A 25,468-nucleotide genomic window follows, 5' to 3' on the forward strand; every position below is an offset into this window, starting at 1 on the left:
ATCGACCATGCAGCATCTGACCATCGTCACCACCGGCGGCACCATCGACAAGATCTATTTCGACGACAAGTCGGACTACAAGATCGGCGCGCCGCAGATCGGCGAGATCCTCGGTCAGCTCGGCGTGGCCTTCCAGTTCGATGTGATCCCGATCCTGCGCAAGGACAGCCTGCACATCACCGACGAGGACCGTGCGCTGATCCGTTCCACCATCGAGGCGCAGCCGCATCGCCACGTGCTGGTGACGCACGGCACCGACACCATGGTCGAGACCGCACGCGAACTGGCCAACATCAAGGGCAAGGTGATCGTGCTCACCGGCGCGCTGAATCCCGCCCGCTTCCAGGGCTCGGACGCGGTGTTCAACATCGGCTGTGCCGTTGCCGCCGTGCAGACCCTGCCCGATGGCGTCTACATCACCATGAACGGTCGCGTGTGGGATCCGGCCAAGGTGCGCAAGAACCGCGACGCCAACCGCTTCGAGGAAGCCAACGGCTGATCGACCTCGCCCCACGGCAAAACACCACAGGCCCCGGCATCGCTGCCGGGGCCTGTGGTTTTTGGGGGAGCACGGCGACTCAACCGAACAGTGCGCGCCCCACGATCAACGGATCGGCCAGCCCGACTGCCTGGCGATGGCCATTGGCGTACGGCAACCGGTTGAGTACGTGGCGCATGGCATTGAGGCGTGCCCGCTTCTTGCAGTCGGAACGGATCACGATCCACGGCGAGTCCGCCGTGTCGGTACGGGCGAACATCGCTTCCTTGGCCTGCGTATAGGCGTCCCACTTGTCCAGCGAGGCAAGATCCACCGGGCTGAGCTTCCACTGCTTGAGCGGATGCAGCTTGCGCTCGGCAAAACGCCGGCGCTGCTCGCCCTGGCTTACCGAGAACCAGAACTTGAACAGGTGGATGCCGCTGGACACCAGGTGCTTCTCGAACTCCGGCACCTGTCGCATGAAGTCGTCGTACTCACTGGGCGTACAGAACCCCATGACGTGCTCCACGCCGGCACGGTTGTACCAGCTGCGGTCGAACAGCACGATCTCGCCCGCAGTGGGCAGGTGCTGTACATAACGCTGGAAATACCACTGGCCGCGCTCCGATTCGGTGGGCTTTTCCAGCGCCACCACGCGCGCGCCGCGCGGGTTGAGATGCTCCATGAAACGCTTGATGGCGCCGCCCTTGCCGGCCGCGTCGCGCCCTTCGAACAGGATCACCACGCGCTCGCCGCTCTCGCGCACCCATGCCTGCAGCTTCAGCAGCTCCACCTGCAGGCGGTACTTCTGCTTCTCGTAATTGCGGCGGGACATCTTGTTTCGGTACGGGTACTCGCCCTTGCGCCATCCGGCCGAAAGCTCATCGTCCGGATGGCGGTGGCCGGCCCGCAGGTTGGGGTCACCTTCCAATACAAGGTTGCGCAGGCGGACCGCGTCATCCGGCGCCAGCCCGTCGAGGATGGTACGCACGCCATCGATGACGGCGTCCGCATCCGGTGCAGCCTGCGCCACGATGTCGTGCACGCTGGCGGCCAGTTGTTCCCCGGCCGAGTCGATGGCCTCCTGGACGGTGCGCCGTTCCGGATCCGGCGCCTTGAGGGCTGGGCGACTCCGCGGTTCGGCCGCGGCATCAGGCTCGGCGACAGGGCCCGTCTGGCTGTCGAGCCCGTTCGGAAAAGGCACAACGGGAGGATTGGGAGACGGCATCGCGTCACCTCATGGCAATGGACAAGAAGGACAGCGCCGAGGTGGCGCACGAATCAGGATGCGGAGGCGCGACGCAGGATGCTGTAGAGCTGATCCTTGAGCAGCAGCTTTTCCTTCTTCAGCTGCTCGATCGCGAAGTCGCCGGCGGGGACCGCGCCGGACTCCATGTTCTTGATGGCCTGGTCCAGCGTGTTGTGGCGGTGGAACAAGCGCGAGAAGTGAGGATCCTCGCCCTTCAGCTGGGTGATCAGCTCGCGGAACTCAGGAAACATGAAGGCTCCAGTGGTTAAGTCAGACTGCGTTGCGCAGTCTGGCGCCCCCTGGAGCTGAACGTTTTGATCTGTATCGGTTCGCTGCGACCCTGTTTGTGGCCGCAACGTGCGATGCCTCAGAGCATGCCGGTTTCGAGCTTGGCGATGTCCGACATCATCGAGTGGTTCCACGGCGGATCGAACACCAGATCCACGTCCGCCTCGATTACCGTGGGAATCAGTTCGAGCTTGGTGCGCACGTCGTCGACCAGGATGTCGCCCATGCCGCAGCCGGGGGCGGTCAGGGTCATCTTCACGTATACCTTGCGCTGGTCCGGCGCGGGGTGTTCCAGGGTGACGTCGTAGACCAGGCCCAGCTCGACCACGTTGATCGGGATCTCCGGGTCGAACACGGTGCGCAGTTGCAGCCACACCAGGGCTTCGACGTCGGCGTCGCTGGCGTCCGCCGGCAGCTCGATCGGCGGCGGCGGCTCCTTGCCCAGCGCGTCGGCGTCGTTGCCGGCGATGCGGAACAGGTTACCTTCCACGTACACGGTGAAGCTGCCGCCCAGCGCCTGGGTGATATAGCCCACCTGGCCGGCGGGCAGGTTCACCGTTTCGCCCTGCGGCACCATGACCGCCTGGCAGTCACGCTCCAGGGTAAAAGGCTCGCTGCTAAGACTGAAACCGCTCATGCCGAATCTCATCGATGGGCGCGGCAAGGGACCGCACCGAACTGCCTATTATGCCGCGTGGCGGCCAGGCATGCCTGCGAGATCAGGCCAGTCGGGCCCAATCTCAAGGGCCTCGGGGCAGCCGACGCGCAGGCCGCGCTATGATGGGGGTTTTACGCTAGAGAAGAACCCGTGCCCGCAGCCCTGCTCCTTTCTGCTCTTTCATGAACGCTCGGGTCGCGTTCTCCTGGCTACTGGCGCTGGTCAGCGCACTGGTGCTGGGCCTCGCCGCCGGCGCCGTGTGGATGGTTCCCACGCTCTACCTGCAGCGCGCCCTGCCGTGGCTGGCGCTGCCGATCGGCTGGTTGCTGGGCAAGGCGCTGTGCGGCTGGGTACGCCCGGCCGGCGCGGGAACGGCCCTGCTGGCCGCGCTGGCGACCCTGGTGGCGGCTTTCTACGTCAACCTGCTGACCGCCGGCGCGCGTATCGCCGGGTTGATGGGACTGGGCCTGATCGATGCGTTGCGCACGGCCGGCTTCGGCCTGCTGCTGCAGTTGGCCCGGCTCGGGGCGATGACGCCGGACTATATCTGGTACGCCATCGGCATGGCCCTGGCGGCCGTGGCCGCCGGCCGCGCCAGGCCGCCGGCCAAGACCGGCGGCTGAATCCGGCTCACGCATCCAGCGACTTCAGTTCCGCCACCAGCTGGCCGGCGGCGGCCTGGCCATCGCCATAGAGCATGCGGGCATTGTCCGCGTAGAACAGCGCATTCTCGATGCCGGCAAAGCCAGTGCCCTTGCCACGCTTGATCACGATCACCTGCTTGGCGGCGGCCACGTCCAGGATCGGCATGCCGTAGATCGGCGAGGACGGATCGGTCTTGGCCAGCGGATTGACCACATCGTTGGCGCCTATCACCAGGACCACGTCGGTGTTGGGAAATTCCGGGTTGATGTCGTCCATGTCGGCGATCAGGTCATACGGCACGCCGGCCTCGGCCAGCAGCACGTTCATATGGCCCGGCATGCGGCCGGCCACCGGGTGGATGGCGAATTTCACCTTCACCCCGCGCTCGATCAGCAGCTTGGCGAACTCCCACACCTTGTGCTGGGCCTGGGCCACGGCCATGCCGTAGCCGGGCACGATCACCACGCGCTCGGCGTAGGCCATCATCACCGCCGCGTCGCTGGCCTCGATCGGCTTCTGGGCGCCATCGATGGCCTGGCCCGCGGCCCCCGCCGCGCCGAAGCTGCCGAACAGCACGTTGCCGATCGAGCGGTTCATGGCCTTGGCCATCAGCTGGGTCAGCAGGGTACCGGCCGCACCCACCACGGTACCGGCGATGATCATGGCCTCGTTCTGCAGCACGAAGCCCTCGAAGGCCACCGCCAGGCCGGTGAAGGCGTTGTACAGCGAGATCACCACCGGCATGTCGGCGCCGCCGATCGGCAGCGTCATCATCAGGCCGAACAGCAGCGCCAGCACGAAGAACGACACGATCAGCGGCATGCTCAGCTGGCCGCTGGCGATCATCGCCCCCAATACCACGGCTCCGGCCAGGATCAGCAGGTTCACCGCCCGCTGGCCGGGAAACACGAAGCGCTTGTCCAGCCAGCCCTGCAGCTTGGCGAAGGCGATCAGCGAGCCGGAGAAGCTGACCGAGCCGATCAGCGCGCCCAGCACGGCCAGCGCCAGCTGGGCCGCCCCGGGAGACGCCGTACCACTGGCGGTGAACTGGTCGCCGTCGAGCAGGGTCACCGCGGCGCCCGCGTAGCTGAACAGTTCGGCGGCGCCGATGGCCGCGGCGGCACCGCCGCCCATGCCGTTGTACAGGGCCACCATCTGCGGCATGGCCGTCATGGCCACCCGCCGGCCCGACCACCAGGCCGCCGCCACGCCGATCAGCACCGCCGCCAGGATCAGGCCCCGGTTGTGCATGTCCGGCAGCGCGAAGGTGGCCAGCACCGCCACCAGCATGCCGACACCGGCCCACACGATGCCGCCCCGGGCCGTGCGGGGCGAACTCATGCGCTTGAGACCGAGGATGAACAGGAGGGCAGCGAGGAAATAACAGGCCTTGATCACGTCCGGGAGCAGACCCATCAGTGGGTCTCCTTGCTGACGGCAGGCTTGCTGGACTTGAACATCTCCAGCATGCGCTCGGTGACCACGTAGCCACCGGCGGCGTTGCCGGCACCCAGCAGGACGCCCAGAAAGCCAATGACCAGCTCGAAGGTGGTCTGGGCATGGCCTAGCGCTATCATGGCGCCCACCAGCACAATGCCGTGAATGAAGTTCGAACCGGACATCAACGGCGTGTGGAGAATCACCGGTACCCGGGCGATGATCTCGTACCCCGTGAAAGCGGCCAGCATGAAGATGTAAAGCGCCAGGAACCCGTCGATCATGACCCCTCCCTGCCAGGACATCGTTGTACACGCATCATACGGGCGTGGGTCAACCCGTGCGAGCCTTGAGCGTTGATGCACAAGGACGTACCGATGGAGTCGCAGCATGCCCGATCCGGCGAAGCGGACGATGACGCCATGAGCAGCGTCGTCTCCACCCTCGATGCCGACCTGCTTGCCGAAGATGTCCGCGCGGTGCCCGCCTCGATGGATGCCTTCCTGGCGCAGGTGGAGCGTCGCGCCTTCCGCATGGCCGAGCTGAACCTCGGCCATCGTGAGGACGCGCTGGACGCCGTGCAGGACGCCATGCTCCGGCTGGTCAAGCATTACAGCGACAAGCCCGCACAGGAATGGACGCCGCTGTTCTGGGGCATCCTGCGCCGGCGCATCGTGGATCTGCAGCGCCGCCGCAAGGTGCGCTCGATCATGGTGGGCTGGCTGGGCGGCAGGGATGAGGATGGCGACGAGCTTCCCGCCTGGGAGCCGCCCGACAACTCTCCGGGCCCCCTGGAAAGGTTGCATGATGCACAGTCGTACGCGGATATGGCAGCGGCCGTGAAACTGCTGCCCCAGCGCCAGCGCGAAGCTTTCATGTTGCGTGTGCTGGAAGGCCTGGATGTGGCGGAAACCGCCCAGGCCATGGGCTGTTCGGAAGGGAGCGTAAAAACACACCTGTCGCGCGCGCTGCAACGTCTGCGCGACCAACTGGAGGACTGGCGATGAACGCGCCTGAGAACCACCTGGAACGCCGTGCCCGCGAGCTTTACCGCGAGGCCGCACGTCAGCTCGACCCATCGACGGCCGCACGCCTGCGCGCAGCCCGTCGTGCGGCGCTGGCCGGCGCGGAGGGTTCGACTTATGCCCAGCGACTGCTGCAGCTGCTGCTGCCGGCGGGCGCCTTTGCGGCCATCGCCTTTGCGGCCCTGATGCTGTCCTCCCCGGCCCAGGGACCGACGGCAGCGTCGCCGGTAAGCGCAGCCTCCACCCCGTCGGAAGCCGACAACGAGTTGCCACCGGACGCCATGGCAGCCGATCCTGCGCTGTACCAGAACATGGACTTCTATGGCTGGCTCGCCAAGAACGGTAATAGCCAGGCGAGTCGTTGATGATGCGTCGAAGTCGGTTTTTGTACGCGTTGCTCCTCGTCAGTGCGCTGGGAAGCTTCGCCTCCACCTCGTACGCGCAGAATTTTCCGCCGCCACCGCCCCCACCCGGGGGCCCGGGCATGGGACCCCCCCCCGGATTCCCGCCCGGCCCGCCGCCGTCGCCGCGCCCCTGGCAGAGCCTGACGCCCGCCGAGCGCGAGATGCTGGCCCCGCTGGCCGACAAGTGGAACAGTTTTCCGCCTGATCGCCAGGCGCGCATGCTCCAGCGTGCACGCGAGTGGAACTCGCTGCCGCCGGAACAGCGTGCCGAGATGCGCCAGCGCATCGAGCAGTGGCAGAAGATGACCCCGCAGCAGCGCGAGCAGGCCCGGGAGAACACCCGCCGCTTCCAGGAGCTGCCGCCGGCCGAGCGCGAACGGCTGCATGCCGCGTTCCAGCATTTCCAGCAGCTGCCGCCGGACCAGCGCCAGGAACTGATGCGCCAGTGGCACGAGGAAATGCACGACGCGCCGCCACCATTCGGCGGCCCGCATGGCCCGGGCCCGCATGGCCTGCCGCCCGAGTTTCCGCCCGGACCGCCGCGGCACTGAAGAAAAACCCCGCTGACGCGGGGTTTTTTGTAGCTGCCGGTCAGGCCTGGAAGTGCGGTTCGCCGTTCCGGGTGACGCAGCTCTTGGCGATCAGTTCGTCCTGGAAATCCGGGGCCAACGCGTCGCCCTGCACCATCAGCTCGACGAAGTTGTACACGTTGCGCGCGTACATCTCCGAGGCATGCAATGGCGCGCCCGCCGGAAGATTGAGCGGCCCCAGGATCACCACCCCGCGATGCTCCACGCGCTCGCCGGGCCGGGTCAGTTCGCAGTTGCCGCCGCCCTCGGCTGCCAGGTCGACGATCAGCGCCGACGGCCTCATGCCGTCCACCATCGCGGTGGTGAGGATCTTTGGCGAAGGGCGTCCCGGTACGGCCGCCGTGGTCACGATCACGTCGACCGACTTGAGGTGATCGGCCAGCGCCTGCTGCTGCGCCACGCGCTCCTCGGCCGACAGTTCGCGCGCATAACCACCGCTGCCGGCGGCGCTCACGCCAAGATCGAGAAACTTGGCACCCAGCGATTCGACCTGTTCGCGGGTTTCCGGGCGCACGTCGTAACCCTCGGTCTGCGCACCCAGCCGGCGCGCCGTGGCGATCGCCTGCAGGCCGGCCACGCCGGCGCCGATCACCAGCACGCGCGAAGGGCGGATGGTGCCCGCAGCGGTGGTCAGCATGGGAAAGAATTTCGGCGCCGCCTCGGCGGCGATCAGCATCGCGCGGTATCCGGCCACGGCCGCCTGCGAGGACAGCACGTCCATGGCCTGCGCACGCGTGGTGCGCGGCAGCAGCTCCAGGGCAAAGGCGGTAAGGCGACGCTTGCCCATCGCCACGATGCGCGCGGCCGCACCGTAGGGCCGCAGCTGCCCGACCACCGTGGCGCCTTCGCGCAGGCGCGGCCACACGCTGTCGTCCGGCGGCAGCACGCAGGCCAGCAGATCCGCTTGCGCAAGCACCTCGTCGGCGCTGGCGAAATCGGCATCGGCGTAGGTGTCGTCGGGAAAGCCCGCCGAGGCGCCGGCACCGTGTTCGAGCAACACGCGCACGCCCTTTCCGTGCAGTTTCTTCGCCACTTCGGGAGTGATGGCCACGCGGCGTTCGCCGGCGGCGGTTTCGCGCAATGCAGCCACGGTGATCGGCATCGAGCATCCCCTGCGGAAAGGTCCTCGCATCCTAGCCCAAGCCCGGCGGCGTGAACCACCAGCCACTTGCAGGCTTGGCCCGGACGGAGTTAACTGGCGCGCCACCGGTATGCAAGCCGGCGTCGGCGCAGTTCACGGTGGGGGATCCCGCGATGGAGATCCCGATGACTGAAGTCGTTGTTCCCGATGTCCTGTTGAAGCTGGCGCGCGAGGCACGCGAAAAGGCCTATGCGCCCTATTCCCGTTTTCTCGTCGGCGCCGCCCTGATGACCCGCGACGGCCGCTATTTCGTCGGCTGCAACGTGGAAAACGGCTCGTACGGACTGTGCAACTGCGCTGAGCGCACCGCGCTGTTCTCCGCCGTGGCGGCCGGTTGCCAGCCGGGCGAGTTCGCCGCGCTGGCGGTGATCGGCGACACGCCTGGACCGATCAGCCCGTGCGGCGCCTGCCGCCAGGTGATGTCCGAGCTGTGCGCACAGACCATGCCGGTGTGGCTGGGCAATCTCGACGGCGCCGTGCAGGAAACCACCGTGCAGGCCCTGTTGCCCGGGTCGTTCCGCCTGGTGAGCTGAGCGGCCGTGTGGCGGGAAGCGGCGGCCGTCCGCCCTTTCCCGCCTCGTATTCACTCCCCACTCCCCGGGGGGTAGCATGGCTGCTTTGCCTTGCCGGACCTCCCCATGTCCCATCCCCTTTCCCTGCTGCTCCAGCGTCACTCCGCGCCCTCCCGCCAGCTCGGCGAGCCGGCCCCGCAAGGTGACGAGCTGACGGCCCTGCTGGAAACCTCGCTGCGCGTGCCCGACCACGGCAAGCTCGAGCCGTTCCGCCTGATCCTGCTGCGTGGCGCGGCCAAGCAGGTGTTCGGCGCGCGCCTGGCGGCATTGTCGCAGCGGCTGCATCCGGACCTGCCCGAATCCAAGCGCGAGAAGGAGCGCACCCGCTACGACTTCGCGCCGCTGGTGGTGGTGGTGGTCGCGCACCTCGATCCGGCCAGCAAGGTGCCGGTGATCGAGCAGCAGCTGAGCGCGGGCTGCGTGGCCTACAACCTGCTGCTGGGCGCCCAGGCGCTGGGCTACGGAGCCCAATGGCTCACCGGGTGGGCCGCCTATGACCGCGAAGCGGCGGCGATCCTCGGCCTGACCGGGCATGAGCAGGTGATCGGCTTCGTGCACATCGGCACGCCGCAGCTCGACGTACCCGACCGCGAGCGTCCGCAGCTCGCCGACCACCTGAGCACGTGGACGCCATGAGCCGTCCAGCCGTCCATCTGGTCGATGGCAGCCTCTACGTGTTTCGCGCCTGGCACTCGATGCCGGACGAGTTCCACGACGTGGACGGCCATCCGGTCAACGCCGTGCATGGCTTCACCCGCTTCCTGTGCGAACTGCTGGAGCGCGTGAAGCCCGAACACCTGGCCGTGGCCTTCGATGCCTCGCTGACCACCTCGTTCCGCAACGCCATCTATCCGGCCTACAAGGCCAACCGCGAATTGCCGCCGCCGGACCTTGAGCGCCAGTTCGTGCTGTGCCGCGAGGTGACGCAGGCACTGGGCGTGCCCATGCTGATCGACCACACCTACGAGGCCGACGATCTCATCGGCAGCGCCATGTGGAGCCTGCGTGGCCACGGCTTCCGCAGCGTCATCGTGTCGGCCGACAAGGACTTCGGCCAGTTGCTGGGCGAAGACGACGAACAGTGGGATTACGCGCGCAACCTGCGCTGGGGCCCCGAGGGCGTGCTCGAGCGGCTGGGCGTGCATCCGTACCAGGTCGCCGATTACCTGGCGCTGTGCGGCGATGCCGTGGACAACATTCCCGGCGTGCCCGGCGTGGGCGCCAAGACCGCCGCCGCGCTGCTGGCCCATTTCGGCAGCCTCGACGCGCTGCTGGACCGCATCGACGAGGTGCCGTTCCTGCGCCTGCGCGGTGCGGCCAGTTGCGCGGCGAAACTGCGCGAGCACGCGGAGAACGCGCGGCTTTATCGGCGCCTCACCCGCATCGCGCTGGATGCCCCGGTGGCCGCGGAGGCCGACGCCCTTCGTCGCCTGCGTGGAGAGGCCGAGGCCATCGACGCATTGTGCGAGCGGCTGCGCTTTGGTCCGCTGACACGGACGCGACTGAAGGCCTTGCTGCAGGGCTGAGCGGCGCGCCCAGGGCAGCGGCATCTCTCCCCGGGGAGCGCCGCTGCTGCGGTAGCATGAGGGCATGCAAGGCGTCCCCTCCCAGTTTGCGTCGCGCCGCGACGCCGCCGAATTCCGTCTGGCGGCGCATCGTTGCGGCGTGGAGCTCTATCGCGCGCATATCGTGAGGCACGCCTTCGAGCCGCATACGCATGACGGCTTCGGCCTGGGCGCCATCGAGGCCGGCGTGGAGCGTTTCCGCTATCGCGGCGCCGAGCACCTGGCGCCGGCCGACTCGGTGGTGATGATGAACCCCGACGAGCTGCATACCGGCCAGGCCGAGACCGACGGTGGCTGGTTCTACCGCATGGTCTACATCGAGCCCGAAGCCGTGGCCGAAGTCACCGGTGAACCAGGCTGGTGGTTCAGTGATGTCGTGCGCGAGGACCTGCCCAGCGCACGGCGCGTCACCGCCCTGCTCGACGCGCTGTGGCAGGCCGACGAACCCCTTGCCTTCGACAGTCTGCTGCATGAGCTGCTCGCGCAGTTTCGCCTGCACGCACGGGTGCCGTGCAAGGCGCAAGATGGAGCCCCCGTGCGTTTTGCGCCGGTGCTGGATTACCTGCACGCCCAGCTGTCGCGCCGCCTCACGCTGGATGAGCTGGCTGGCGTGGCCGGACTCAGCCCGTTCCACTTCCTGCGCCAGTTCCGCACTCATCACCACGCCACGCCGCAGCAGATGCTGATGGCGTTCCGATTGGCCGAAGCCAAGCGCCAGCTCGCGCGCGGCGAAGCGCCCGCACTGGTGGCCGCCGCCGTCGGCCTTACCGACCAGGCGCACCTGACGCGTGCGTTCGCGCGGCGCTACGGGGTGACGCCAGCGCGGTACCAGAGGGAGTTGCGCAGGTAGCGGACGACGCGTGGAGTCGAAGTTTGCGTCGCCGGGTTTGCTTGGCCACTTTGCGCCGCCGTCCTTGTGGGAGCGCACCCTGTGCGCGATGGACCGGTCTTCGCCCCGGTCCATCGCGCACAGGGTGCGCTCCTACAGGCGCAAGCCATCGCCGGGGAGAAGCACACCGCAACCTCGTACAAGACACCAGCCCTTGCGCACGCCACGCTTCCCGCATGTGGACAGGAATCCTTTACGCCCTCGCCGCCGGCCTCATGTGGGGACTGGTCTTCGTCAGCCCGCTGCTGTTGCCGGATTACCCGGCGGCACTGCAATCGGTGGGTCGCTATCTCGCGTTCGGCTTGATTGCGCTGCCGCTCGGCTGGATCGATCGGCACGCACTCAGGCAGCTGTCGCGCAGCGACTGGTTGACCGCGCTGCGCCTCGCCGCGATCGGCAACCTGCTTTATTACCTGTGCCTGGCCAGCGCCATCCAGCTGGCGGGTGCGCCATTGCCGACGATGATCATCGGCACGCTGCCGGTGGTGATCGCCATCAGCGCGAACCTGCGCCATGCACGGCGCGACGGGCGGCTACCGTGGCGCTGGCTGACGCCGTCGCTGCTGCTGATCGCCGCCGGCATCGCGTGCGTCAACCGCGCCGAGCTGAGCGCGCTGGGCGTTGACCCGTCCGGCGAGCTGGGACGCTATGCGCGTGGCGCCCTGCTCGCCTGCGGCGCAGTGGCGTGCTGGACCTGGTATCCGCTGCGCAATGCCGAGTGGCTGCGCGAGCATCCCGGACGCAGTCCCCGCACATGGGCCACGGCGCAGGGCCTGGCCACGCTGCCGCTGGCCCTGGCCGGATACCTGCTGCTGTGGTCGTTCATGCGCCTGCACGGCAGTTCGTTCGAACTGCCGCTCGGCCCACAGCCCTGGCGTTTCGTGGGATTGATGGCGGCGATCGGACTGTTTGCCTCCTGGCTGGGCACGCTGTGCTGGAACGCCGCCAGCCAGCGGCTGCCCACCGCCATGGCCGGGCAGCTGATCGTGTTCGAGACACTCGCCGCACTCGCCTATGCCTTTGCGTTGCGAGGCCAACGCCCCGGAGCGCTGACGCTGGCCGGCGTCGCACTGCTGGTGGCGGGCGTGGCCTGGGCGGTGCGCATCCGCCCGCGCCCAGTGGAGCTGGCACCGGCGGAGTGAAGCGCGGTTGTCGCTGCCATATTCGCAGGGCACCATGGGGTCTTTCCCCTGTGCCCTTCCACGCCGATGACGCATCCACACCAAGCCGCCCCCGCCGACGCCAGCGCGCCGGAAGAAACCCTGTACGTGGGCAAGTGGCTGAGCCTGCGCAAGCGCGGACGCTGGGAGTACGCCGAGCGCAACAACCCGGGCGGCGCGGTGATCATCCTGGCGGTAACCCCTGAGGACAAGGTGCTGTTCGTCGAGCAGTACCGCGTCTCCATCCTCAGGAACACCATCGAGATGCCGGCGGGCCTGGTCGGCGACCTGCACGAGCACGGCGACGAAGATGCCATGCTCGCCGCCGCGCGCGAACTGGAAGAGGAAACCGGCTACCGCTGCAAGCGGCTGCAATTCGTGCACGAGGGGCCATCCTCGTCGGGCATGAGCACGGAGATGATCGCCTTCGTGCGCGCCTGGGAGCTGGAGAAGGTCGGCCCCGGCGGCGGCGACGAGAGCGAGAACATCGTGGTGCACGAGGTACCGCGCAGCGAGGCCGGCCAGTGGCTGTTCGCCCGCGCGGCCGAGGGCTACTCGATCGATCCCAAGCTGTTCGCGGGCCTGTGGTTCATCGAGCACACCGACCTGTTGGCCCGAAGCTGAACGCTTCCTCGTAACGAAAACTAAAGAATCCGGCGAATCCGCCGATGCCGGTCATGTCATCCCACCCTTTGACCTGACCTCATCGACGGATTTAAGCCATGAAGACCCTGCTCGCTTCCGCCCTGTTCGTGTTCGCTCCGCTGGCTGCCCACGCCGCCTGCGCCCCCACCGATTTCGTTGTCCAGGACTTCAAGATGAAGGTCGTGGGCAGTGGCATGGGCGCCCGCCTGAGCCTCAGCGGCCAGCTGGTTAACCATTGCGCCGAAGCCGCCGCCGCGCAGATCACCATCGACGCCAAGGACGGTTCGGGCAAGGTGCTGCAGACCAAGAAGGGCTGGCCGGCCGGTACCACCAACATCAGCCCGGGCCAGTCGGTTGACTTCGACCTGGGTCGCCTGTTCCGTTTCGACCCGGAAATGCAGTCCTACACGGTCGGCGTCGCCGACGTGCGCACCTGGTAATACCCCCTAGTACTTTGATCTTGCTTCATTTGAGGCCCCGCAAGGGGCCTCTTTTTTGCCCGCGTCACAGGTCAGGCGCCTGCGTAAATGTGACACAGTTCAAGTTTTCGCCAGATCTTCCGATATGCTTGTTGACCAGCGACGATGACGTCGATCCACCAGCCTCTCACGAGGCCCGGCTCGTCCCCCATGGCCGGGGTGGACGCGCTGGCAGAAGGGAGCGCCATGCATCTGGACATACCGACCCTGACCCTCGCCAGCCTGTTGATGGGCGTTGGCGCGTCGATCGGTTTCACGTCATTGATGACCGTACTTCACACCCAGCGGGTGTTGCGCATCTGGGTAGCGGCGATCTGGATGAGCACGGTTGCCATCACGCTGATCGGCTTGCGCAACCATGTTCCCGACCTGTTCTCGATCGTGCTCGGCAATGGCCTGCTGACCGCATCGAACGCATTGGCGCTCAAGGGCATCGCCACCCACCTGGACTTGTCGCTGCGCTGGCGCTGGCCACTGGTGTTCGTGGCCGCCTACACCGCCTTCATCGCCTGGTATGCCTATGTCACGCCGAGCCTGGGGACCCGGCTGCTGATCGGCAGCCTTCAAGCGATGGGATTCAATTTCGCCTTCGCCTACCTGCTGTTCCGCCACAGCAAGCCCGAAATCCGGGCGAGCTGCCGCATTGCCGGCGCGGTGATGCTGGTCAACGGACTGTTCTATTTCGCCCGTTCGCTGATGCCGTTGCCGCCGGGCCAGGACATCATGGAGGCGGGCACGCCGGTGGTGGCCACCTACGTGATCGGCATCCTGACGGGATTGGCCTCGTACTTCGCCTTGCTGCAACTGATCACCGAGCGGCTGATGGTGGACCTGCGCCGGGCCGCGCAAACCGACGGCCTGACCGGCCTGCTCAACCGCAGCGCCATCGTCGGGGAGGGACGCGCCGCCATGGCACGCTGCCAGCAGCGTGGGCTGCCCTTCGCGTTGCTCATCTTCGACCTCGACCACTTCAAGCAGATCAACGACACCTGGGGACACGACGCCGGCGACGCAGTGCTGCGGCACGTCACCCGCGTCCTCTCGCAGGTGACCCGCTGGCCCGGCCAGCTGGCCAGTCGCTACGGTGGCGAGGAGTTCGTACTGGCCTTGCCCGGTGCCAGCATGCAGCAGGCGCTGGACGTGGCGGAGCGGCTGCGCCATGCGCTGGCCCATTCGCCAACCCGCATCGGCCACCAGAGCATCCCGGTAACGGCGAGCATCGGCGTGACCGTGGCCCGGCCGGGGGCACGCTTTGAACAGCTGGTGCGGGAGGCGGACGAGGCCATGTACCGGACCAAGTTCGATGGCCGCAATGGTGTCAGTTGGGCAGAGCTGGACGCCCGCCGGCTGGCCGAAGCAGGCGACTCCCGCTGCTGACGGCGTCATCAGAATCCGCCTACGTGATCGTAAGTTCCTGACCCCACTCGCCATAGAAATCTCGGCTATGCTGCCCCCGCTTCCGGGGGGAGGCATACAAGGGATGGGGGATCGAAGGATATGCATCACGAGACGATGGCCTCGGGCATTTACCTGCCCGAACTCGATGTTCCTGCCGCAGACCTGACCGACCGCTCGCGCCGCCTCGAATTCCGGGGCAACGCGCGGGATTACTTCCGCATCTGGATCGTCAACGTGGCCCTGAGCCTGGTGACGCTGGGCATCTACTCCGCCTGGGCCACGGTGCGCACGCGACGCTACATGTACGCCAGCACGGCACTGGCCGACACGCCATTTGAATACCTGGCCAGGCCCTTGCCCATTCTGCGCGGGCGGCTGCTGACCGCCCTCATCTTTGCGCTCTACGCGCTGGCCGGCCACGTTTCCAGGCCGGTGCAACTGGGTGCGGCGCTGGTGGTGGGCCTGTTCATGCCATGGATGATCGTCAAGAGCCTGATGTTCCGGGCCCGCTATTCATCCTGGCGTGGGCTGCGTTTCCACTTTACCCAGGACTACGCCGGTGCCTACCAATGGTATCTGCTGACCTATCTGCTGCTGGCCGTGCCGATGGTGCTGGTGATCGTGCTGAGTGCCGGCGGCCATGCGCTGGTCGGCTTGCTGCTCGCCTTTGCGGCCTTCACCGGCATCTACCCATGGATCAAGGGCAACCAGCAGCAGTGGATGATCGAGCATCACCACTTCGGCGGTAAGTCGTTCCGCTTCAAGGGCCAGCTCTCCAACTACTACGCCATCTACATCAAGGCGGTAGGCATCGCCATCGTGGCCTTCCTGGCGTGCGCGGCACTGTTCGGTGCACTGGCGGTATCGGCCTTGAAGGGCCACCTGCAGGGCTTCAATCCCAAGGCGCCGCCGATCTGGTTCATCGCCAGCGCCTACCTGGTGATGGCGCCCGCTTACCTGGCCGTCTGGACCTATGCCCACAAGGCCATGACCAACCAGATGTACAACCAGGCCCAGCTCGGCAGCTATCGCTTCCACTCCACCCTGGCCTACTGGCCGTTGCTGGGCATCTACCTCAGCAACGCGGTGGTGGTGCTGTGCACGTTGGGGCTGGCGTGGCCGTGGGCGCGCATCCGACTGGCGCGCTACCGGGCGGCGAACCTGGAAATCATCGGTGGAGGCGATCTCAACGACTTCGTGCGTGATGCGTTCTCGCACGGTGAAGTCGGCGCCGCCGCGACCGAGATGGACAGCCTGCTGGGCATCGACATCGGCCTGTGACAGGCATGACGCCAGCCGTCTATTTCGACGGACTCTCCACCCGTCCCATCTGGGTGGAGGTGTGGCGCGAGGACGCGGTGCTCCATTGGCGCACCGCTGATCGCCAGCGCGCATGGCAGGCGTCACTGGCGTCGATGGAGCCCAGTGCGCGCGTCACCGGCCTTCCCTTCGTGCTGCATCTGGCCGATGGCGCACACCTGCAGATCGAGCACGACCAGATGCCGGCCGACTGGTTTCCAGGGCACCACCGGCTGGAAAAGCTGGTGGACTGGCTGGAGCGTCGCTGGATGGCCGCGCTGGCGGGCGTAGTCGTGGTCGTCGTCTCGTTGCTCGCCTTGTTCGAGTACGGCGTGCCCTGGGCCGCCGACCGCGTGGCCGATCACCTGCCGCACGCGCTGGAATCGAGCATGGGGCGGCAGTCGCTGACTGCACTCGAAGGACGCGTGCTCCTGCCGACCCACCTGTCCGCCGAGCGCCAGACCCACCTGCAAGCGGTGTTCTGGCACTTTGCGCTGGGCATGCCCGGACTCGGCGATGTGCGCCTGAAGTTCTACAGCGCACCGATGATCGGCGCGAATGCCTTTGCGCTGCCCGACGGCACCATCGTCTTCACCGATCAGCTCGCCAGCGCGCTGCCTGACGATGAGGCTTTCATCGCCGTGATTGCCCACGAACTGGGGCATCAGGTCCATCACCACATGCTGCGGCAGGTGTTGCGCAACTCCGGCGCGTTCATCGTCGCCGGCATGATGATGGGCGACGTCACCTCGATGGGCGGCATCACCGCAGGCATCCCGCTGTTCCTGATCAACAGCCACTATTCGCGCACCTTCGAAGAGGATGCTGACGGCTTCGCGTTCGCGGCGCTGTCCCGGCAGGACATCGATCCGGTGGCGTTCGTGCACATGATGCAGGCGCTGCAGCGCAGCCATCCGGAGTCCAAGGACCAGGCCGCGGAGCGCTACGTGATGAGTCACCCGTTGAATGCGGATCGCATCGGGCGAGCCGAGGCGGCGTCGCTGGCATTCAAGGCCCGGCACGGCGCGGGGGCGGCGGTGCAGGCAAAGAAATGAGGGTGAAGAGCCGGCCCGCAGCGGGAGCGTGGGGCCAGGCTGACCGCTCAACCTGCCCTCTCCCCCCTGGGGAGAGGGAACAAGCCATCAATGCAGGACGAACAGCTTGTCGAACCCCGCCACGCGCAGCGTGCCGCGCAGGCCGGTGTCGGCGTTGACGATGCGGATCTCGGAGCGATCGTCGCCGGCGTGTTCGCGCAGCAGCATCAGCATGCCCAACGCTGAGCTGTCCATGCTGGTGACTTCGCCCAGGTCGATCACGTAGCTGCGCGCCGCGCGGCCATTGAGGCAGGCATCGTGGAACGCGCGATGCACGCTGAAGTCGAAGCGCTCGCCCATCTGCAGGGTGACGCAATCTTGCTCGGTATCGTGGTGAACGGTCAGGCTCATGACGGGCATCCTTAGAAGAGTTCGATCTCGCCGGCGTCCATCGAGTTCTGCAGCGCCGGGCCACGCGAACGCAGGCGGGCCTTCTCGCGCTGGATGGCCAGGCGGTTGCGCACGCGCTGCGCACGCTGAGCCAGCAGCTCTGCGTCGAGCGGGCTGCACGCCAGTTCCTCGATGTCGCGGGTGCATTCGGTGGTGACTTCCTGCAACTCGACCAGGCGCTGCCGGGTCTGGTTGATCAGCTGGCTCAGGATGTCCTCGAACTGCAGCGAACGCACGGTGGTGGCCACGTCGGTGCCCAGGCCGCGATTGATCTCGACCACTTGGTCGGCGACCTTGTTGGTACGCGCGTCGCTTTCGGTCACATGGGCCATCATGGCGTCGATGCCGCCCTTGGCGGACAGCGCCACGTTGAGGTCCTGCGACGCCATGGTGCCGACCAGGCCGCGCAACTGCTCCATCGCGGTGCGGGCGCGCTCGACGTGGCTGCCGATCTGTTCGTTGAACTGGTTGGAATGGCTGGCCAGGTTGCGGATCTCGCCGGCCACCACCGCGAAGCCACGGCCCGACTCGCCGGCGCGCGCCGCCTCGATCGCCGCGTTCAGCGCCAGCAGGTTGGTTTCCTCGGCGATGGGGTTGACGTTCTTCAGCAGTCCGAACACCGCGTCCATTTCCTTGGCCATGCCGTCGATGCGGTAGACGATGCGCAGGCTCTCGCGCGACATCTGCACCACCATGTCGACGAAGTGCTCGAGCAGGTCGCCGGTGCGCGCAGCGAAGGCCTGCACCGACACGCCTTCGTTCTGCGCGTCGATGATCTGGCGCAGCAGCGACTGCTGCATGCCGGTCTTGCGCGAGAGGCCGTCGAAGCCGCCGCCCAGTTCGGACACCGCGTCGCGCAACAGGTCCAGTGCCTGGTGCAGTTCGCGCGTAGCGTGGCCGAGCTCATCAACCAGCGAGCTGCGCACTTCCTCCAGCGTTTCGCGCACGGGCGCGTGATGGCCCAGCGATTCTTCGATCACCGTTTCGACCATCGGCGGCGTGCGCCGCAGCTCGACGATCCAGGCGACAGTGAGCAGCACGATCAGCACCGGGGCCAGCCAGGGCGAGTGCCACAGCAGCGCCAGCAGCAACGCCACGGCACTGGCGGCCAGGCCGACGACGGGGCGCACGCGCATGAAGGAGAGAATGGCGTCCATGGGGATATCCGAAAATCAGTTGGCCGGCACGGCGGCACGGGGGATGGGTTGATTGGCCAGCGCGAGCAGGCGCGCGGCAATGTGGTCCAGGGGAAGCTTCTCGCCCGCGGCGCCCAGCTTCCAGGCGGCGCCCGGCATGCCCCACACCACCGAGGACTCCTCGTCCTGCACGAGGGTGCGGGCACCGGTTTGCTGCAGCTCCAGCAGGCCACGCGCGCCGTCGTCGCCCATGCCGGTGAGCAGAGCGGCGATGCCGGCGCGGCCGACGCTGGCTGCCATCGAGCGGAACAGCACGTCCACACTGGGCTTGTGGCGGTTGACCGGCGGACCGTTGTGCAGGCGGCATACGTACTTGGCGCCGTCCCACATCACCAGCAGGTGCTGGCTGCCTGGCGCGATGTACGCATGGCCCTGCTGGATCGGCTGGCCGTCGCGCGCCTCGCACACGCGCATGGCCGAACAGGTGTCCATGCGTGCCGCGAAGGGGCCGCTGAAGGCGGCGGGAATATGCTGGGTGATCACGATCGGCGGTGCGTCGGGCGGCATCGCCTCCAGCACCACGCGGATGGCCTCGGTGCCGCCGGTGGAGGCGCCAATGGCGATGATCGGGCTGCCACCACGGGTGCCGGCGGTCTGTGCGCGCGGCAGCACCGCGTCGGCGGAAAGGCGCGGCGGCACGTCAAGCTTGCGCACGGCGGTGCGCTGACGCGGACGGGCCAGCGCGGCGAGCTTCACCTTGGAGCAGATCTCCTGCGCGCCTTCGGCGAAGGTCGCCGCCAGGTCGGTGCTGGGCTTGGTGAAGAAATCCACGGCGCCCAGTTCCAGCGCGCGCAGGGTGACCTCGGCGCCCTCCTGGGTGAGCGAGGACACCATCACCACCGGCATTGGGCGCAGCCGCATCAGGTTCTCGAGGAAGGTAATGCCGTCCATACGCGGCATCTCCACGTCGAGCGTGAGCACGTCGGGGTTGAGCTGCTTGATCTTTTCGCGGGCAATCAGCGGATCGGCCGCCGTCCCCACCACCTCGATGCCGGGGTCACACGAGAGCATGGTCGACAGCAGCTTCCGCACCAGTGCGGAGTCATCGACCACCAGGACACGTACTCTTTCCATCGCCTATTCGTCTCGCCTTCGTCGTGCAGCGCGACGCGCCGCGCCCACGCATGCTGGCCCGTGACGGCGCCGGAAACTTGCCAGGAGGAGCCACCGCGCGCGCTGCGCGTCAGAACAGCTCCACTTCTCCCTTTATCGGATCGTTTGCCAAACGCTTGAGATACAAACGCTCTCCGTCCACCAGCACCGCATCGGTACGGTTGCGCAGCTGGCGCACGCGCGCCTTGCCGGTGCTGGGGAAAAACTGCACGTGCCGGGGATGCACGTCGCCCAGGTCCTCCGCCCGCACCGCGAGGTGCTCGGCCTCCAGGTAGCGCCGGACGAAGGAGATGTTGCGTTGCCCGATGTCGGTCATGGTGGCCAGCACGCGGCCACCGCCGAACACCTTCACTTCCAGATTGGCGCGCTGGCCACCGGCCTTGAGGATGGCGTTGATCAGCTGCTCCATCGCGTCGTTGCCGTAGCGCGCCGCGCGGCCTACCGTGTCGGCCCAGCTGCCGCGCTCGCCGCCCAGGGGCTCGGGCAGCATGAAGTGGTTCATGCCGCCGATGCGCCGGTTGCGGTCGTAGACGCAGGCCGATACGCAGGAGCCCAGCACGGTGGAGATCATTTCCTCTTGCGTGCTGACGTAATACTCACCCGGCAACACCTTGACGGTGACGCAGGCGTGGGCCGGGTCCCAGAATCGCCTCAGGTGTTCGAAGCCGGGCAGGATGCGGGCCGGGTCATAACCGGCGCCACTGGGCACTTTTACTGCAGGGACGCTCATGCACTGCGTTTCCGGTAGACCGTGCGTCCAATCAGGTCAAAACTGTCGTTGAGTCCGTACATGGACTCCGAATGGCCAAGGAACAGGTAGCCGCCCTCGGGCAGCAGGCCCGCGTAACGCTGGAACAGGCGCTGCTTGGTCGGCTTGTCGAAATAGATGACCACGTTGCGGCAGAAGATCGCGTCGAACGGCCCCTGCATCGGCCAGTCGTGCAGCAGGTTCAGCGGCAGGATGCTGACCAGCTCGCGCAGGCGCGGATGCACACAGGCGTACTGCTCGTACTCGCCCTCGCCACGCAGGAACCAGCGTCGCCGACGTTCGGTGCTCACGCCCTCCAGCCGCTCGATCGGATAGACGCCCTTGCGCGCCGTCTCCAGCGCCTGCGGCGACAGATCGGTGGCGAGGATCTTGGCGTCGACGTTGCCGCCGTGCTTCTCCAGCGCATCGGCCAGCACGATGGCCAGCGTGTAGGGTTCCTCGCCGGTGGCGCAGCCCGCCGACCAGATGCGCAGGCGGCCGCCATCCTTCTTCTTCTCGGCGATCCAGCGCGGCAGCAGCTCATCGGCCAGCAGGTCGAAGTGATGCGACTCGCGGAAGAATGCCGTGACATTGGTGCTGATGGCGCTGGCCAGCTCGCCCAGCTCCTGCTGCGGATCACGCCGCAGCAGTTCGCAATAGGCCGGGAAATCGCGCAGCTTGAGTGCGCGCAGGCGCCGCAACAGGCGGCCCTGCACCAGCTGCCGCTTGTGCTCGCCCAGCGAAATGCCGCAGTGCTCGTAGACGAACGTGCGCAGGAACTCGAACTCGGCGTTGCCCAGCGACGGGCCGCCCATGCCCGCCACGGCAGCCTGGTTGTCCATCGTGGCGGCCATGTTCATGCTCAGAACTCCTTCCAGGCGCCCGCGTCGCTGGCTTCGGCCTTCGGCGCGCGTGCCGGTGCCGCACTGCTGCTGCGCACGGCGGCGAACACCGCCTCGGCCTCGGCCATCACCGACTGGCCGCGCGCCTTCTCGCTGGCCGTTTCGCCACTGCCTTCGCCCGTGCGGAAGAAGCCCACCTGGCGGGCCAGTTCACCGGCCTGCTCGTGCATGGCACGGGCGGCGGCCGCGGCCTCCTCCACCAGCGCGGCGTTCTGCTGGGTCATCTCGTCCATCTGCAGCACGGCGTGGTTCACCTGGTCGATGCCGGCCGACTGCTCCTGGCTGGCCGCGGCGATCTCGGCGACGATGTCGGTCACCTTCTTCACGCTGTCCACGATCTCAGCCAGGGCCTTGCCCGACTGGTCCACCAGCGAGGAGCCCACGCGCACCTTGTCGGCGCTGTCGTTGATGAGCCCCTTGATCTCCTTGGCCGCACCAGCGCTGCGCTGCGCCAGGTTGCGCACCTCGGTGGCCACCACCGCGAAGCCGCGGCCCTGCTCGCCGGCACGCGCCGCTTCCACCGCGGCGTTGAGCGCCAGCAGGTTGGTCTGGAAGGCGATCTCGTCGATCAGGCTGACGATCTCGGAGATCTTGCGGCTGGATTCGTTGATCTCGCGCATCGCCGCGCTGGCCTGCGAGGCCACTTCGCCACCGTGCTCGGCCTGGCGGCGCGTGGCACTGGCCAGCTGGTTGGCGTGCGAGGCGTTCTCGGCGTTCTGCTTCACGGTGGAGGTCATTTCCTCCATCGACGAGGCGGTCTCTTCCAGGCTGGAGGCCTGCTCCTGCGTACGCTGGCTGAGGTCATCGTTGCCGCGGGCGATCTGCTGCGCGGCCGAGCTCACCGAGCCGGCACCGTGGCGCACTTCGCCCACGATGTTGACCAGGCGCTCATCCATGGTGCGCAGGGCATCCAGCAGCTCGCCCAGCTCGTCCTTGCGACGGTTCTGGATGTGATGGCCCAGGTGGCCGGTGGCGATGGCATTGGCCACCTTCACCGCGACGCCCAGTGTGCTCAGGATCGAACGCATCAGCAGCATGGCCATCACGGTGGCGACCACCAGGCCGGCCAGCAGCGCGATGATGCTGATGGTGCGCACGAAGTGATAGCGCGACACCTGGCTGTCATAGATCTGCTTGGCGTCCGCGCGCTGTGCATCGACCATTTTGCCCAGGGCGTCCTGGCGCTGCATCATCAGCGGGCGCACCTGCATTTCGAGCAGATCGCTGGCGCCGTTGTCGCCCTGGTTCAGCGCGTCGACCATCGATGCCTTGGCATCGGAGTAGTCGGCGTCGGTGGAGCGCCAATTGTCGTAGTTCTTCTTGACGTTCGGGCTCATCGGAATGGCCGCGAGCTGCTTCTTGAGGCCTTCCATCTCGGCCTGCAGCTTGGCGTATTCGGCGAGCTTGGCCTTCACCTGGTCAGGCTTGCCCACCAACGATCCCGATTCACCCAGCAGGATGAACGACATCAGCTGGCGCGCGGTGATCTGCGAAACCAGCTGCGTGGGCACGATCTCCTCGTCGTAGATCCTGCCCATGCCATCGTTCTGTTCCTGCATCGAGCCGATGCCGATGATGGCGCCACCGATCAGCATCAGGCCGAGCAGGCCCAGCACCACGCGCATGCGGTTGCGGACGGAGAGTTCCGGAGCTTTCAAAGCGAACTTCTTCATGATGATTCCACTTCCTGCAAAATCGGTCAGGCCACGGCTTTCACATCGGAGGCGGCGGGCAGCGCCGCCTCCAGCATCTGGGCATCCTGGGGCTGCAGCAGCTTGTCCACGTCCAGCAGCAGCACCATGCGCTCGCCAGTGGAAGTCAGCCCCTTGAGATATTCGGTGTCCACGGTGGTGCCCATGTCCGGCACCGGACGAATCGCGTCGGGCGATACGTCGAGCACGTCGGACACGGCATCGACCACCACGCCGAAGTTGCGGCCGGCCACGGTGATGATCACGGTGACGGTGGTGGCGCCGTAGGCCTCGCGCTCAATGCCGAAGCGCAGGCGCATGTCGATCACCGGCACGATGGCGCCGCGCAGGTTGAGCACGCCGAGCACGTAGTGCGGCGCCTGCGGAATGCGTGTCACCGGGGTCCAGCCACGAATCTCGCGGACCGCCAGGATGTCGATGCCGTATTCCTCGTGGGCGAGGTTGACGGTGAGGTACTGCGACTGGAGCGCCTCGCTCCGGGAGTTATCGGACATGGTTGCCTCGTGTCGGGGCCACGTGCGAGGCCCCCCTTCGGAATCTGGATCGGCGGTGGAGGTGGAAACTTGAGGGGCTTGGGCTCGGTATGCAGGAGCGCACCCTGTGCGCGACAGGCCCCGCGAGCGGCCCCGTCGCAAGCCACGGGTCACGCACAGGGCGTGCGTTCCTGCGCGCGGCTCAGAATTCGTTCCAGACGCCGGCGGCGACCGCCACGGCGCGAGGAGCCACCGGCGCCGCTGGCGCTCGCGGGCGGGCCGGCGTGGCCGGCGCGTCCTGCAGGCGGAAGTAGCGGATCTGGCGTTCGAGCTCGTCGGACTGCTCCTGCATGGCCCGCGCGGCGGCGGCGGCCTCCTCGACCAGGGCGGCGTTCTGCTGGGTGACTTCGTCCATCTGGATCACCGCGCGGTTTACCTGGTCGATGCCGGAGGACTGCTCCTGCGCCGCCGCGGCAATCTCCGCCACGATGTCGGTGACGCGCTTGACGCTGTCGACGATGCCGGCCAGCACCTGGCCCGACTCCTCCACCAGCGCCGAGCCGGCCTGCACCTTGTCCACGGTGTCGCCGATCAGGGCCTTGATCTCCTTGGCGGCGCTCGCGCTGCGCTGGGCCAGGTTACGCACTTCGCCTGCCACCACCGCAAAGCCCCTGCCCTGCTCGCCGGCACGCGCAGCCTCGACCGCGGCGTTGAGCGCCAGCAGGTTGGTCTGGAAGGCGATTTCGTCGATCAGCTGCACGATGTCGGTGATCTGGCGGCTGGCCGACTCGATCTCGCGCATGGCGCCACTGGTACGCACCGCCACCTCGCCGCCGCGTTCGGCCTGGGCGCGGGCGCTGCGCGCCAGCTGGTCGGCGTGGCCGGCGTTGTCGGCGCTCTGGCGCACCACCGAGGTCATCTCTTCCATCGAGGCGGCGGTTTCCTCAAGGCTGGAGGCCTGCTCCTGGGTACGGTGCGACAGGTCGTCGTTGCCGCGCGAAATCTCCTGCGCCGCCGTGGACACCACCTGCGAGCCCTGCTGCACCTCGCGCACGATCTCCACCAGCTTGGCGCGCATGCGTTCCAGCGCCTCCAGCATGCTGCCCTCGGGGAAGCCCTGTTCGCTGCCCGTGGCAGCCAGGTCGCCGTCGGCGATGCGCCCGGCCATGGCCAGCGCATAGGTGGGCTCGCCACCGATGCTGCGGCGGATGCTGTGCATCGAGCGCCATACCACGCCGATCACCAGCAGGCCCACCAGCAGCGCGCGCAGCAGGCTGCCCTCGAGCATGGAGCGGAACTGCTGGTCGATGTCCACGAAGTAGGCGCCGGCACCGATGTGCAGGTTCCACGGCTTGAACCAGGTGGTGTAGGTGATCTTGGGCTCGAGTTTCTTTTCCGGCGGCATCGGCCACACGTACTCGGTCACGCCCGCGCCGCCGTCGTGGTCCACCTTCTGCATCATCTGGTAGAGGTGATGGCCATTGGGGTCGGCGTCGTCATGCACGTTGCGGCCCACCTGGTCGGTAAGCATGGGGTGCATGCGCAGCACGAAGTTGTCGTCGAACACGAACACGTAGCCGGCGCCGTTGTTCCAGCGCATGGCCTGCAGCTCGGCCAGCGCGCGCTTCTGCGCCTCGGCCTCGCTGAATTCGCCGGCCTTGTAACGGTCGTAATAGCTCTGCATGACGGCATTGGCGGCCGTCACGTGGTCGGTCAGCGAATGCACGCGGGCATCCATCTGCAGGCGCCGGCTGTCGATGGCGGAAATCACGGTAAGCGCGACCAGGCCAGCCACCACGAAGGCAATGACCAGCCACACCTTGGCGGCCAGGCCAAGACGATCGATGTACTTCAATGGGGAGTTCATGGGAGATGACCTTCAGAATGAAAAGGGCGGGATGCGATTGCCCGGATTCAT

General features: G+C 67.1%; 29 protein-coding genes. 15 read left to right on the plus strand and 14 right to left on the minus strand.

The features are described from left to right. Nucleotides 1-7: 7 nt before the first annotated feature. Nucleotides 8-499, plus strand: a complete 492-nt coding sequence (locus DVU99_RS09080) for an asparaginase domain-containing protein (RefSeq protein ID WP_114239889.1) — start codon at nucleotides 8-10, stop codon at nucleotides 497-499. Between the two features lie 79 nt (nucleotides 500-578). Here DVU99_RS09080 and ppk2 read toward each other — a convergent pair whose 3' ends face one another. From ppk2 to sufT, 3 genes are all read right to left on the minus strand, one after another. Beyond that, entirely contained in the window at nucleotides 579-1,706 is a 1,128-nt protein-coding gene (ppk2, locus tag DVU99_RS09085) for a polyphosphate kinase 2 (protein ID WP_114239890.1), read from the minus strand. Between the two features lie 53 nt (nucleotides 1,707-1,759). Continuing rightward, nucleotides 1,760-1,978, minus strand: coding sequence for a YdcH family protein (locus DVU99_RS09090; protein WP_114239891.1), 219 nt, complete (start codon nucleotides 1,976-1,978; stop codon nucleotides 1,760-1,762). A gap of 116 nt (nucleotides 1,979-2,094) precedes the next feature. Then, the gene (sufT, locus tag DVU99_RS09095; protein ID WP_114239892.1) at nucleotides 2,095-2,652 is read right to left on the minus strand and encodes a putative Fe-S cluster assembly protein SufT; all 558 of its coding nucleotides are present in this window, start codon (nucleotides 2,650-2,652) and stop codon (nucleotides 2,095-2,097) included. Between the two features lie 203 nt (nucleotides 2,653-2,855). Between sufT and DVU99_RS09100 the strand changes: the two genes are divergently transcribed. Continuing rightward, a complete protein-coding gene (locus DVU99_RS09100) occupies nucleotides 2,856-3,296 on the plus strand; it encodes a hypothetical protein (protein WP_114239893.1) in 441 nt (146 codons plus the stop codon). 7 nt (nucleotides 3,297-3,303) lie between these two features. On the opposite strand, the gene DVU99_RS09105 is transcribed toward DVU99_RS09100, so the two are convergent. Together DVU99_RS09105 and DVU99_RS09110 are read right to left on the minus strand one after the other, a co-directional pair. Then, nucleotides 3,304-4,734, minus strand: a complete 1,431-nt coding sequence (locus tag DVU99_RS09105) for an NAD(P)(+) transhydrogenase (Re/Si-specific) subunit beta (RefSeq protein ID WP_114239894.1) — start codon at nucleotides 4,732-4,734, stop codon at nucleotides 3,304-3,306. After that, nucleotides 4,734-5,039 (minus strand): NAD(P) transhydrogenase subunit alpha, encoded by a 306-nt coding sequence (locus DVU99_RS09110; protein WP_114239895.1) that lies wholly within the window; start codon nucleotides 5,037-5,039, stop codon nucleotides 4,734-4,736. Before DVU99_RS09110 ends, DVU99_RS09105 begins: the two co-directional genes overlap by 1 nt. 138 nt (nucleotides 5,040-5,177) lie before the next feature. On the opposite strand from DVU99_RS09110, the gene DVU99_RS09115 reads away from it, so the two are divergent. The 3 genes from DVU99_RS09115 to DVU99_RS09125 all read left to right on the plus strand — a co-directional run bounded on the left by DVU99_RS09115 (nucleotide 5,178) and on the right by DVU99_RS09125 (nucleotide 6,735). Then, nucleotides 5,178-5,762 carry an RNA polymerase sigma factor gene (locus DVU99_RS09115; protein ID WP_114239989.1) on the plus strand — a complete coding sequence of 195 codons (585 nt, stop codon included), beginning with the start codon at nucleotides 5,178-5,180 and terminating at the stop codon, nucleotides 5,760-5,762. Continuing rightward, nucleotides 5,759-6,145, plus strand: coding sequence for a DUF3619 family protein (locus DVU99_RS09120; RefSeq protein WP_114239896.1), 387 nt, complete (start codon nucleotides 5,759-5,761; stop codon nucleotides 6,143-6,145). Before DVU99_RS09115 ends, DVU99_RS09120 begins: the two co-directional genes overlap by 4 nt. 119 nt (nucleotides 6,146-6,264) lie before the next feature. After that, nucleotides 6,265-6,735, plus strand: a complete 471-nt coding sequence (locus tag DVU99_RS09125) for a DUF3106 domain-containing protein (protein ID WP_232823528.1) — start codon at nucleotides 6,265-6,267, stop codon at nucleotides 6,733-6,735. A 40-nt stretch (nucleotides 6,736-6,775) separates the two neighbouring features. Here the strand turns inward: DVU99_RS09125 and DVU99_RS09130 are convergent, their stop codons facing one another. After that, the gene (locus tag DVU99_RS09130) at nucleotides 6,776-7,876 is read right to left on the minus strand and encodes an NAD(P) transhydrogenase subunit alpha (protein ID WP_114239897.1); all 1,101 of its coding nucleotides are present in this window, start codon (nucleotides 7,874-7,876) and stop codon (nucleotides 6,776-6,778) included. A gap of 164 nt (nucleotides 7,877-8,040) precedes the next feature. On the opposite strand from DVU99_RS09130, the gene cdd reads away from it, so the two are divergent. From cdd to DVU99_RS09180, 10 genes are all read left to right on the plus strand, one after another. After that, nucleotides 8,041-8,448: a cytidine deaminase gene (gene cdd, locus DVU99_RS09135; RefSeq protein ID WP_114239898.1), complete on the plus strand. Its 408-nt coding sequence runs from the start codon at nucleotides 8,041-8,043 to the stop codon at nucleotides 8,446-8,448. A gap of 105 nt (nucleotides 8,449-8,553) precedes the next feature. Continuing rightward, complete coding sequence (locus DVU99_RS09140; protein WP_114239899.1) at nucleotides 8,554-9,123, plus strand: nitroreductase; 570 nt, start codon at nucleotides 8,554-8,556, stop codon at nucleotides 9,121-9,123. Continuing rightward, entirely contained in the window at nucleotides 9,120-10,013 is an 894-nt protein-coding gene (locus DVU99_RS09145) for a 5'-3' exonuclease H3TH domain-containing protein (RefSeq protein ID WP_114239900.1), read from the plus strand. Before DVU99_RS09140 ends, DVU99_RS09145 begins: the two co-directional genes overlap by 4 nt. 64 nt (nucleotides 10,014-10,077) lie before the next feature. Next, nucleotides 10,078-10,902 (plus strand): AraC family transcriptional regulator, encoded by an 825-nt coding sequence (locus tag DVU99_RS09150; protein WP_114239901.1) that lies wholly within the window; start codon nucleotides 10,078-10,080, stop codon nucleotides 10,900-10,902. 215 nt (nucleotides 10,903-11,117) lie between these two features. Then, the gene (locus tag DVU99_RS09155) at nucleotides 11,118-12,083 is read left to right on the plus strand and encodes a DMT family transporter (protein WP_114239902.1); all 966 of its coding nucleotides are present in this window, start codon (nucleotides 11,118-11,120) and stop codon (nucleotides 12,081-12,083) included. 66 nt (nucleotides 12,084-12,149) lie between these two features. After that, nucleotides 12,150-12,725, plus strand: coding sequence for an NUDIX hydrolase (locus tag DVU99_RS09160; protein ID WP_114239903.1), 576 nt, complete (start codon nucleotides 12,150-12,152; stop codon nucleotides 12,723-12,725). 98 nt (nucleotides 12,726-12,823) lie between these two features. Then, complete coding sequence (locus DVU99_RS09165) at nucleotides 12,824-13,186, plus strand: hypothetical protein (protein ID WP_114239904.1); 363 nt, start codon at nucleotides 12,824-12,826, stop codon at nucleotides 13,184-13,186. 225 nt (nucleotides 13,187-13,411) lie between these two features. Beyond that, nucleotides 13,412-14,602, plus strand: coding sequence for a GGDEF domain-containing protein (locus tag DVU99_RS09170; RefSeq protein WP_157971386.1), 1,191 nt, complete (start codon nucleotides 13,412-13,414; stop codon nucleotides 14,600-14,602). A 120-nt stretch (nucleotides 14,603-14,722) separates the two neighbouring features. Further along, nucleotides 14,723-15,904 (plus strand): YjgN family protein, encoded by a 1,182-nt coding sequence (locus DVU99_RS09175; protein WP_114239906.1) that lies wholly within the window; start codon nucleotides 14,723-14,725, stop codon nucleotides 15,902-15,904. A 5-nt stretch (nucleotides 15,905-15,909) separates the two neighbouring features. Further along, a complete protein-coding gene (locus tag DVU99_RS09180; RefSeq protein ID WP_114239907.1) occupies nucleotides 15,910-16,977 on the plus strand; it encodes a M48 family metallopeptidase in 1,068 nt (355 codons plus the stop codon). Between the two features lie 87 nt (nucleotides 16,978-17,064). Here the strand turns inward: DVU99_RS09180 and DVU99_RS09185 are convergent, their stop codons facing one another. The 8 genes from DVU99_RS09185 to DVU99_RS09220 form a co-directional block, all read right to left on the minus strand. Continuing rightward, nucleotides 17,065-17,367, minus strand: coding sequence for an STAS domain-containing protein (locus DVU99_RS09185; protein ID WP_198670243.1), 303 nt, complete (start codon nucleotides 17,365-17,367; stop codon nucleotides 17,065-17,067). 11 nt (nucleotides 17,368-17,378) lie between these two features. Further along, nucleotides 17,379-18,563 (minus strand): methyl-accepting chemotaxis protein, encoded by a 1,185-nt coding sequence (locus DVU99_RS09190; protein WP_114239908.1) that lies wholly within the window; start codon nucleotides 18,561-18,563, stop codon nucleotides 17,379-17,381. A gap of 15 nt (nucleotides 18,564-18,578) precedes the next feature. Next, a complete protein-coding gene (locus tag DVU99_RS09195; protein ID WP_114239909.1) occupies nucleotides 18,579-19,676 on the minus strand; it encodes a chemotaxis response regulator protein-glutamate methylesterase in 1,098 nt (365 codons plus the stop codon). Nucleotides 19,677-19,785: 109 nt separating this feature from the next. Then, entirely contained in the window at nucleotides 19,786-20,445 is a 660-nt protein-coding gene (cheD, locus tag DVU99_RS09200) for a chemoreceptor glutamine deamidase CheD (RefSeq protein WP_114239910.1), read from the minus strand. Next, entirely contained in the window at nucleotides 20,442-21,323 is an 882-nt protein-coding gene (locus tag DVU99_RS09205; protein ID WP_114239911.1) for a protein-glutamate O-methyltransferase CheR, read from the minus strand. Before DVU99_RS09205 ends, cheD begins: the two co-directional genes overlap by 4 nt. Nucleotides 21,324-21,325: 2 nt before the next feature. Beyond that, nucleotides 21,326-23,038: a methyl-accepting chemotaxis protein gene (locus DVU99_RS09210; RefSeq protein WP_114239912.1), complete on the minus strand. Its 1,713-nt coding sequence runs from the start codon at nucleotides 23,036-23,038 to the stop codon at nucleotides 21,326-21,328. 26 nt (nucleotides 23,039-23,064) lie between these two features. Continuing rightward, entirely contained in the window at nucleotides 23,065-23,571 is a 507-nt protein-coding gene (locus DVU99_RS09215) for a chemotaxis protein CheW (protein WP_114239913.1), read from the minus strand. Between the two features lie 181 nt (nucleotides 23,572-23,752). After that, nucleotides 23,753-25,417, minus strand: coding sequence for a methyl-accepting chemotaxis protein (locus DVU99_RS09220; protein ID WP_114239914.1), 1,665 nt, complete (start codon nucleotides 25,415-25,417; stop codon nucleotides 23,753-23,755). Nucleotides 25,418-25,468: the final 51 nt, after the last annotated feature.

Source organism: Dyella sp. C9 (assembly GCF_003332825.1).
Lineage (GTDB): Bacteria > Pseudomonadota > Gammaproteobacteria > Xanthomonadales > Rhodanobacteraceae > Dyella.

Bases quoted from the DNA above. Each gene is read 5' to 3' on its own strand.
- DVU99_RS09080 (WP_114239889.1), top strand. From the start codon at position 8: ATGCAGCATCTGACCATCGTCACCACCGGCGGCACCATCGACAAGATC.
- DVU99_RS09090 (WP_114239891.1), bottom strand. From the start codon at position 1,978: ATGTTTCCTGAGTTCCGCGAGCTGATCACCCAGCTGAAGGGCGAGGAT.
- cheD (WP_114239910.1), bottom strand. From the start codon at position 20,445: ATGAGCGTCCCTGCAGTAAAAGTGCCCAGTGGCGCCGGTTATGACCCG.
- DVU99_RS09180 (WP_114239907.1), top strand. From the start codon at position 15,910: ATGACGCCAGCCGTCTATTTCGACGGACTCTCCACCCGTCCCATCTGG.
- DVU99_RS09160 (WP_114239903.1), top strand. From the start codon at position 12,150: ATGACGCATCCACACCAAGCCGCCCCCGCCGACGCCAGCGCGCCGGAA.
- DVU99_RS09155 (WP_114239902.1), top strand. From the start codon at position 11,118: ATGTGGACAGGAATCCTTTACGCCCTCGCCGCCGGCCTCATGTGGGGA.
- DVU99_RS09125 (WP_232823528.1), top strand. From the start codon at position 6,265: ATGGGACCCCCCCCCGGATTCCCGCCCGGCCCGCCGCCGTCGCCGCGC.
- cdd (WP_114239898.1), top strand. From the start codon at position 8,041: ATGACTGAAGTCGTTGTTCCCGATGTCCTGTTGAAGCTGGCGCGCGAG.
- DVU99_RS09215 (WP_114239913.1), bottom strand. From the start codon at position 23,571: ATGTCCGATAACTCCCGGAGCGAGGCGCTCCAGTCGCAGTACCTCACC.
- DVU99_RS09140 (WP_114239899.1), top strand. From the start codon at position 8,554: ATGTCCCATCCCCTTTCCCTGCTGCTCCAGCGTCACTCCGCGCCCTCC.
- DVU99_RS09100 (WP_114239893.1), top strand. From the start codon at position 2,856: ATGAACGCTCGGGTCGCGTTCTCCTGGCTACTGGCGCTGGTCAGCGCA.
- DVU99_RS09170 (WP_157971386.1), top strand. From the start codon at position 13,412: ATGCATCTGGACATACCGACCCTGACCCTCGCCAGCCTGTTGATGGGC.
- DVU99_RS09110 (WP_114239895.1), bottom strand. From the start codon at position 5,039: ATGATCGACGGGTTCCTGGCGCTTTACATCTTCATGCTGGCCGCTTTC.
- DVU99_RS09120 (WP_114239896.1), top strand. From the start codon at position 5,759: ATGAACGCGCCTGAGAACCACCTGGAACGCCGTGCCCGCGAGCTTTAC.
- sufT (WP_114239892.1), bottom strand. From the start codon at position 2,652: ATGAGCGGTTTCAGTCTTAGCAGCGAGCCTTTTACCCTGGAGCGTGAC.
- DVU99_RS09115 (WP_114239989.1), top strand. From the start codon at position 5,178: ATGAGCAGCGTCGTCTCCACCCTCGATGCCGACCTGCTTGCCGAAGAT.
- DVU99_RS09105 (WP_114239894.1), bottom strand. From the start codon at position 4,734: ATGGGTCTGCTCCCGGACGTGATCAAGGCCTGTTATTTCCTCGCTGCC.
- DVU99_RS09190 (WP_114239908.1), bottom strand. From the start codon at position 18,563: ATGGACGCCATTCTCTCCTTCATGCGCGTGCGCCCCGTCGTCGGCCTG.
- ppk2 (WP_114239890.1), bottom strand. From the start codon at position 1,706: ATGCCGTCTCCCAATCCTCCCGTTGTGCCTTTTCCGAACGGGCTCGAC.
- DVU99_RS09145 (WP_114239900.1), top strand. From the start codon at position 9,120: ATGAGCCGTCCAGCCGTCCATCTGGTCGATGGCAGCCTCTACGTGTTT.
- DVU99_RS09210 (WP_114239912.1), bottom strand. From the start codon at position 23,038: ATGAAGAAGTTCGCTTTGAAAGCTCCGGAACTCTCCGTCCGCAACCGC.
- DVU99_RS09185 (WP_198670243.1), bottom strand. From the start codon at position 17,367: ATGAGCCTGACCGTTCACCACGATACCGAGCAAGATTGCGTCACCCTG.
- DVU99_RS09205 (WP_114239911.1), bottom strand. From the start codon at position 21,323: ATGAACATGGCCGCCACGATGGACAACCAGGCTGCCGTGGCGGGCATG.
- DVU99_RS09130 (WP_114239897.1), bottom strand. From the start codon at position 7,876: ATGCCGATCACCGTGGCTGCATTGCGCGAAACCGCCGCCGGCGAACGC.
- DVU99_RS09220 (WP_114239914.1), bottom strand. From the start codon at position 25,417: ATGAACTCCCCATTGAAGTACATCGATCGTCTTGGCCTGGCCGCCAAG.
- DVU99_RS09165 (WP_114239904.1), top strand. From the start codon at position 12,824: ATGAAGACCCTGCTCGCTTCCGCCCTGTTCGTGTTCGCTCCGCTGGCT.
- DVU99_RS09150 (WP_114239901.1), top strand. From the start codon at position 10,078: ATGCAAGGCGTCCCCTCCCAGTTTGCGTCGCGCCGCGACGCCGCCGAA.
- DVU99_RS09195 (WP_114239909.1), bottom strand. From the start codon at position 19,676: ATGGAAAGAGTACGTGTCCTGGTGGTCGATGACTCCGCACTGGTGCGG.
- DVU99_RS09175 (WP_114239906.1), top strand. From the start codon at position 14,723: ATGCATCACGAGACGATGGCCTCGGGCATTTACCTGCCCGAACTCGAT.